General features: G+C 34.3%; 5 protein-coding genes. All 5 read left to right on the forward strand.

From position 1 onward, the window contains the following. Positions 1 to 103: 103 nt before the first annotated feature. The 5 genes from NJT12_RS13055 (at position 104) to NJT12_RS13075 (ending at position 7745) form a co-directional block, all read left to right on the forward strand. Positions 104 to 2275 carry a S9 family peptidase gene (locus NJT12_RS13055; RefSeq protein ID WP_271336356.1) on the forward strand — a complete coding sequence of 724 codons (2172 nt, stop codon included), beginning with the start codon at positions 104 to 106 and terminating at the stop codon, positions 2273 to 2275. A gap of 36 nt (positions 2276 to 2311) precedes the next feature. Next, complete coding sequence (locus tag NJT12_RS13060) at positions 2312 to 3988, forward strand: peptide MFS transporter (protein ID WP_271336357.1); 1677 nt, start codon at positions 2312 to 2314, stop codon at positions 3986 to 3988. A gap of 78 nt (positions 3989 to 4066) precedes the next feature. Further along, positions 4067 to 5725 carry a peptide MFS transporter gene (locus NJT12_RS13065; RefSeq protein ID WP_271336358.1) on the forward strand — a complete coding sequence of 553 codons (1659 nt, stop codon included), beginning with the start codon at positions 4067 to 4069 and terminating at the stop codon, positions 5723 to 5725. Between the two features lie 14 nt (positions 5726 to 5739). After that, positions 5740 to 7224: a peptide MFS transporter gene (locus NJT12_RS13070; protein WP_271336359.1), complete on the forward strand. Its 1485-nt coding sequence runs from the start codon at positions 5740 to 5742 to the stop codon at positions 7222 to 7224. Between the two features lie 53 nt (positions 7225 to 7277). Continuing rightward, positions 7278 to 7745, forward strand: a complete 468-nt coding sequence (locus NJT12_RS13075; RefSeq protein ID WP_271336360.1) for a thioredoxin family protein — start codon at positions 7278 to 7280, stop codon at positions 7743 to 7745. The last annotated feature ends 174 nt before the right edge of the window (positions 7746 to 7919 follow it).

Genomic DNA, 7919 nt, shown 5'->3' on the forward strand with positions numbered 1-7919 from the left:
AATACGCAAACGTTATTTTTTTTAACATTTAACACTTAAAATGTGTATTATGTTCATTTTTTTTACTAAAATTGGGCTCTTTTTTATATTTAAAATAATTCTAATGAAATCAGGTAAAATTACTGTAATACTTTTGTTTTTAGTTGCTACCGTTTTTGGTCAACAGAAAATTACTGTCGAAAATATTTATAGTGGTGTATTTAGGGCGAAAGGAATGGATGAATTGCAATCGCTAAAAAATACAGATCAATATACGGTTTTAAATGTAGATCAGGCAAGTAGAAGTATGCAGATTGATTTATATGATTTTGCAACCCTCAAAAAAGTGTCTAATTTAATCGATACTAAGAATCATAAGGCGCTTGCTGAAGGAATTGACAGCTATACTTTTGATGCTTCTGAAAAAAAGATCCTGATTGCATGTAATACAAATAAAATCTTTCGTCACTCTTTTACGGCAGATTATTTTTTATACGATATAACGACTAAGTCACTAACGAAACTTTTTGATTTTCAGGTTCAGGAGCCAACGTTCTCTCCTGATGGAACCAAAATTGCATATGCAAGAGAAAATAATTTATATGTTTATGATGTAGCTTCTAAAAAATCGACCGCTGTTACAACTGACGGAAAGAAAAATGCCATCATTAATGGTATCACGGATTGGGTTTATGAAGAAGAATTTGCATTTGTCCGGGCTTTTGACTGGAGTAAAGACAGTAAAAAACTAGCTTATATTCGTTTTGACGAAAGTCAGGTTCCTGAATTTTCGATGTCAATGTTTCATAAAGATTTATATCCAACAATCGAAACCTTTAAATATCCGAAAGCGGGAGAAAAAAATTCAGAAGTTTCATTACATATATATGATGTAGCAGGTAGTGCGGCTAAAAAAGTTAATTTAGGAAATTACAATGACTTTTATATTGCAAGATTACAATGGACAAATGATAATAATGTATTATCAGCTCAGGTTTTAAACCGTCATCAGGATAATCTTGATTTATTATTTGTAGATGGAACTACGGCAACTGCAAAAGTGGTTCTCAATGAAAAAGATAAAGCATATGTCGATGTTACAGACAATTTGACTTTCTTAAAAGACAATAGCTTTATCTGGACAAGCGAAAAAGACGGTTTTAATCATATTTATGTATATGACAAAACCGGAAAACTTAAAAATCAGGTTACAAAAGGAAACTGGGAAGTAGTATCTTACTACGGTTTCGACGAAAAAACAAAAACTATTTTCTATCAATCTACAGAAAATGGTTCGATCAACAGAGATATCTACAGAATTGCTTTAGACGGAAAAAATAAAGTACGTTTAACTTCTAAAACAGGAACTAGTGCTGCGACTTTCAGTCCTAATTTCCAATTTTTTATTACTACTTTCTCAAGTGCATCTCAGCCTACGACTTATACTTTAAATGAGTCAAAAACAGGAAAAGAAATTCAGGTAATCGAAAACAATCAGGCACTTTCAGCTAAATTAGTGGCTTATAATTTACCAACAAAAGAATTTTTCGTTTTAAAAACGGCAAAAGGAAACGAGCTTAATGCGTGGATTTTGAAACCGAAAGACTTTGACCCTTCTAAAAAATATCCTGTTTTCATGTACCAATATTCTGGTCCGGGATCTCAACAAGTAAACAATGATTGGAATAATAGTGATGATTACTGGTTTGCTTCATTAACACAACAAGGTTATATTGTAGCTTGTGTAGATGGTAGAGGAACTGGTTTCAAAGGTGCTGATTTCAAAAAAGTAACTCAAAAAGAATTAGGGAAATACGAAGTAGAAGATCAGATCGATGCTGCAAAAGTAATTGGTGCTTATCCTTATGTTGATGCTTCAAGAATTGGAATCTTCGGATGGAGCTATGGTGGTTTTATGGCTTCAAACTGTATTTTTCAGGGAAATGATGTGTTTAAAATGGCTATTGCTGTTGCTCCGGTAACCAACTGGCGTTTTTATGACAGTGTTTATACAGAAAGATACATGACGACTCCACAGGAAAATGCAAGCGGATACGATCAAAATTCTCCAATAAATCACGTTGATAAATTAAAAGGTAAGTTTTTATTGATTCACGGATCAGGCGATGACAACGTTCATGTACAGAACTCTATGCAAATGATGGAAGCGTTGATTCAGGCGAACAAACAATTTGATTCTCAGATATATCCGGATAAAAATCATGGTATTTACGGGGGGGCAACCAGAATTCAGCTTTACAATAAAATGACTAACTTTATCAAGGAAAATTTATAATCTAAAACTTTAAACCAAAAACAAATAATGAATAAAATGGGAGAAACTCAAGTAAAAACTGCGCATCCAAAAGGGCTTTGGGTATTGTTTGGAACGGAGATGTGGGAGCGATTCAATTTCTATGGAATGCGGGCTTTATTAACTTTATTTCTTGTGAATTCATTATTGATGAAGGAAGAAGAAGCATCTTTGATTTATGGTGGTTTCCTTGGGTTGTGTTATCTAACGCCAATGTTAGGTGGTTTTGTAGCCGATCGTTTTTTAGGTAACAGAAACTGTATTTTATTAGGCGGATTGATGATGGCAGTTGGGCAATTGTTATTGTTTACAAGTGGTAGTCTTTTTGATTCAAATCTTGGTTTGGCAAAAATCATCATGTATTCTGCGTTAGGGGTTATTGTTTTTGGTAACGGATTCTTCAAGCCAAATATTTCCAGTATGGTGGGGAGTTTATATCCTAAACAGGAAAAAACAAAATTAGATAGTGCATTCACTATTTTCTATATGGGTATTAACATTGGGGCTTTTTTAGGTCAGTCTATTTGTCCTTTGTTAGGTGATGTTAAAGATGTAGGAGGAATTAGAGATATCCATGCTTTTAGATGGGGATTTATGGCGGCTTCTGTTGCGATGTTTTTAGGAACGATCCTTTTTTACTTTTTAAAAAATAAATATGTGGTTACTCCGGAAGGAAAACCATTAGGAGGTTTACCTTCTAAAAACGATGCTTCTGATTTTGAAGAAGGAGAAGCGCAAAAAGCTAATTTTTCTAATAAAGCTTTGGTCATTGCAGGAATTGCATTTATCGCTTTAGGATTCTTTTTTCATTATGTTGTAGGTCAGAATTTAATCTATACACTGATTTACTCAAGTGGTTTATCATTGGCCGGATTAATTATCTCAGATACTTCTTTAACTAAAATCGAAAGAGACAGAATTATAGTTATCTATATCGTTTCATTCTTTATTATCTTCTTCTGGGCAGCTTTTGAACAAGCAGGTTCGTCATTAACTTTTATTGCGGATAATCAAACAGACAGAAATTTCTTTGGCTGGTTGATGCCACCTTCAATGGTTCAGATTTTTAATGGATTGTTCGTAGTTATGTTAGCAGTTCCTTTCAGTATACTTTGGGATACTTTAAGAGCTAAAGGTAAAGAACCTATTTCTCCGGTAAAATTAGCCGTTGGTTTAGTTGTAATTTCTATTAGTTTCTTTATGATCGCTACACAGGTTTCGTATATCGGAACTTCAGGATTATTATTGGTAAAATGGTTGATCTTATTGTATTTCTTAAATACATGTGCTGAGTTGTGTTTATCACCAATTGGTTTATCATTAGTAGGTAAATTATCTCCAAAACGTTTTTCTTCTTTATTATATGGCGTATTCTTCTTGTCGAATGCATCAGGTTATGCTTTAGGAGGAACTTTAGGTTCTATCTTGCCTGCAACTGGTGATAAATTTGCAAAAGCAAAAGAATTAGGAATTGATCTTCAGGGAGTTTTAGATAATAAAATTGTACCAACTGCAGAGCAGTTAGCTTTATTAGATCAGCATCAGATTAGCGCTCACAATCACTTTTTTGCAGGATTTGAAATCCATAATTTATATGAGTTTTTTATGGTATTTGTTGTCCTTACAGGTATCGCGGCAATTGTATTATTTGCTTTAACTCCATTCCTGAAAAAAATGATGCACGGTGTGCGATAAATGATAATAATGATATGTAAAAAATTACCTATAGGTTTAGACTTATAGGTAATTTTAATTTTAAAAGAGTTTATAGTTATGTGGAAAAAACACCCAAAAGCACTGCCTTTTTTGTTTTTATCTGAAATGTGGGAGCGTTTTGGTTACTATTTAATGATCGGAATCTTTACTTTATATCTCAAGGACGTAAAGGATGGTTTTGCCATGACCGAGAAAGAAGCTTCTGATTTATATGGAACTTTTATAGCATTGGTTTTTTTAACTCCTTTTATTGGCGGTCTTGTTGCTGACAGGTATTTAGGTTATAGAAAGTCTATTGTTTTTGGTGGGATTTTAATGGGTATTGGTTACTTCTTAATGGGAGTACATGATATAACGGTGCTTTATATTGCCATGACTTTGGTAATTATAGGAAATGGTTTTTTTAAACCCAATATTTCAACCTTATTAGGAAGTTTTTATTCTAAAGAAGAGTATAAAGATAAAAAAGACGAAGGCTACAATATTTTCTATATGGGAATTAATGTTGGCGCTTTTATTTGTAATTTCTTTGGTGCTGCATTGCAGATCCTTTTAGGGTGGCATTGGGCTTTTATGGCTGCTGGTGTTGGTATGTTCATAGGTGTTATTGTATTTTTATTAGGTACAAAACATTATGTAGGCTACGATCAGAAAAAAGGAGTTCAGGAAGGAGATATGCCGTTTTATAAAATTATCCTGTTTATTTTATTGCCTTCTGTTGTTTTTGGAGTAATAGGCTGGTTGATAAAAGGTGTTGCTTCAGAAACTAATTTAGACAGTTATATCTTTGGTTCAGATAGTACAGATGCTTTTATTTTTGCCTGTATTCCGATTGTTTTCTTTTATGGTTCACTTTATTTTAAAGCCAAAGTAGAAGATAAGAGGCCAATTGGTGCTCTGCTGGCTATTTTTGGCGTAGTGATTTTATTTTGGGCTGTATTTAAGCTCAATGGTTCGGCACTTACTACCTGGGCAGATCGTTATACTGACAGAGAAGTAACCGGGACAGCCGGTCAGGTAGTTGGTAAACTAAAATTAGCAAAAGAAGTCGAATATAAAAAAGAGTCCACAGAGCTTTATGATCATCAGTTTCGTTTACAAAAAGTAAATGGAGTCGTAGAGACAGAGGTAAATTATCCATTATATTTTAGAAATGTTGCTCCGGAGAAATTACCTGAAGAAGGGGCTAAAGTGCATCTTTGGGCAACTAATTTGAGTCAGTCAATCAATCCGGCCTGGGTAATTATATTAACACCTTTGATTGTTGCGTTTTTCTCATTTTTGCGATCCAGAAAAAAAGAACCCTCGACACCTACGAAAATTGCTTTTGGTTTGTTAATTTCGGCGTTGTCTGTTTTGGTCATGGTAGCAGCTGTAGAAATTGGTCATGATGGAGCAGAAAAGGTGAGTGCCTGGTGGCTGGTGGCAAATTATGGAATCATAACAATCGGGGAACTATTCCTGAGTCCAATGGGATTATCAGTAGTCTCAAAGTTAAGCCCTGTTAATATCACTTCCTTAATGATGGGAGGTTGGTTTTTGTCGACTTCGATAGGGAATAAGTTGAGTGGAGTTTTGGCCAGTATGTGGGATACGTACGATAATAAAGCCAACTTCTTCTGGGTAAATTTTGCACTGTTAATGTTTGCAACTGTACTAATGTTTGGTTTGGTGAAACAGCTTAACAAGGTGATGAAAGAAAAAGGAATTAATTAATTATTTATAAATAAATGGAGCAGAAGATCACTTTAGAGGAGATTCAAAATTTTAAAGGCAATTACCCGAAACAATTGTGGTATTTGTTTTTTGTTGAAATGTGGGAGCGTTTTTGTTTTTATGGAATGCGTGGTGTTCTTGTTATTTTTATGGTAGATCAGCTTTTTTTGAAAGAAGATCATGCCAGTGAGCAATATGGAGCTATTCAGGCTTTTGTATATGCTTTTACTTTTATTGGTGGTATTTTTGCTGATAAAGTTCTGGGGTTTAAAAAGTCATTATTTTTTGGTGGAATCGTTATGATTTTAGGGAATCTTTTGATTGCTATTGCCCCTCATGATTTCTTTTATTACGGAATTGCTTTTTCGATTATAGGAACTGGTTTTTTTAAGCCAAATGTTTCTTCGATGGTTGGAGAATTGTATCATGAAAACGACGGTCGTAGAGATGCCGGTTACGGAATGTTCTATGCCGGAATAAATGTAGGCGGACTTTTTGGTGGTGCTTTATGTGTTTATTTAGGGAAATTCTATTCGTGGCAATTGTGCTTTTTATCAGCTGCAATTGTAATGTTTTTAGGTTTGATTACCTTTTTGTTTACTAAAAAGCATTTAGGGCCAATTGGTGATTCTCCATTATTACACTTAGATGTCAAAAAGAGAAGAATTCGTGAAATAGCAGTGTATGCTGCGTCGATTTTGAGTTTGCCTTTTATTTTTATAATGGTTAAGAATACTAAGTATACAGATTATTTCATGTATACTATTGGTACAATTGCCGTTTCATATTTCGCATATGAATTGTTTAAATTGGGAGATGCTAAATTACAAAAGAAGCTTTTTGCAGCATTTCTGTTTGTGTTTTTCTATTTCTTGTTTAATTCTATTTACGAACAAAGTGGCGGATCATTGTCGCTTTTTGCAAAAGACAATCTAAATGATCAGTTATTGTTTTTTACAATTGATCCCAATGTTGTCAATAACAGCTCAAATACTTTTTTTGTAGTAGTTTTGAGTCCGCTTATTGGTTTGTTATGGATCTGGTTAGGCAAGCGAAAAATTGAACCTAATACTTTGATTAAATTCGGAATTGGATTTTTGTTCCTCGCGGCTTCTTTCTATATCTTCTATCTTACTAAATTCTTTGCAGACGTAAAAGGTATTACTTCATTGAATGTATTTACGTTTGCCTATTTGATAACTACTATTGGTGAGCTTTGTTTGGGGCCAATCGGAATGTCGATTATTACCAAACTTTCTCCAAAAAGACTCTTTGGGATGATGATGGGATTATGGTTCCTGGCAAGTGCTTTTGGGCAATTGGCTGCAGGTAAACTTGGGGCAGAAATTTCCAGATCAAATACAGGAGATACTTTAGTTTCTAAGCTGCAATCGTATACAGAAGGGTATTATCAACTGGCAATTTATTCGCTTATTGCGGGATTGGTTTTGTTGGCAATTTCGCCATTTATTAGAAAATTAATGCAAGAAGTAAAATAGACGACATTTTACAATTCTTTTTTTGTTTAAATTTGTCAAAAATTAAAAGGATCATGAAAAAGATATACTTAATAACATTGTTTTTAGTTGGAGCTTTTGCAACACAAGCGCAAGAGTTAAAATGGTACACTGATGTAAGAGAGGCGATTACTGTAAGTAATAAAGAGCAAAAGCCAATGTTAATGTTTTTTACCGGAAGTGATTGGTGCGGATGGTGCATTCGTTTGCAGAATGAAGTGTTGAAAACACCGGAATTTACTAAATGGGCCAAAGAAAATGTTATTTTAGTTGAGCTGGATTATCCTAGAAGAACACCGCAAACGCCTGAGATTAAAAATCAAAATAACGAATTGCAGCAAGCTTTCGGAATTCAGGGATTTCCAACCGTTTATTTTACCAGCGCTGAAGCAAAAGATGGTAAAGTCAATTTTAAAGGGCTTGGGCAAACAGGTTATGTTGCGGGAGGTCCATCTGCTTGGTTAACAGTTGCTGAAGGAATTGTTCATCCAAAGAAATCTTAAGAAGTATATTATACAACAATATTTTTGCAAAAGCTCCCTGTGTTCTCACAGGGAGCTTTTTTGTTGTTGTGTGCCCAGCATGGGCGATAACTCTAGGGTGTAAGTCCCGAACACGCCTTTACAGTGGGAAGTGTTAGCTGAATGCAAGGGTGTCCATCGCGAGGTGGAATCTGA

It is taken from the genome of Flavobacterium azizsancarii (assembly GCF_027980145.1).
Classification (GTDB): domain Bacteria; phylum Bacteroidota; class Bacteroidia; order Flavobacteriales; family Flavobacteriaceae; genus Flavobacterium; species Flavobacterium azizsancarii.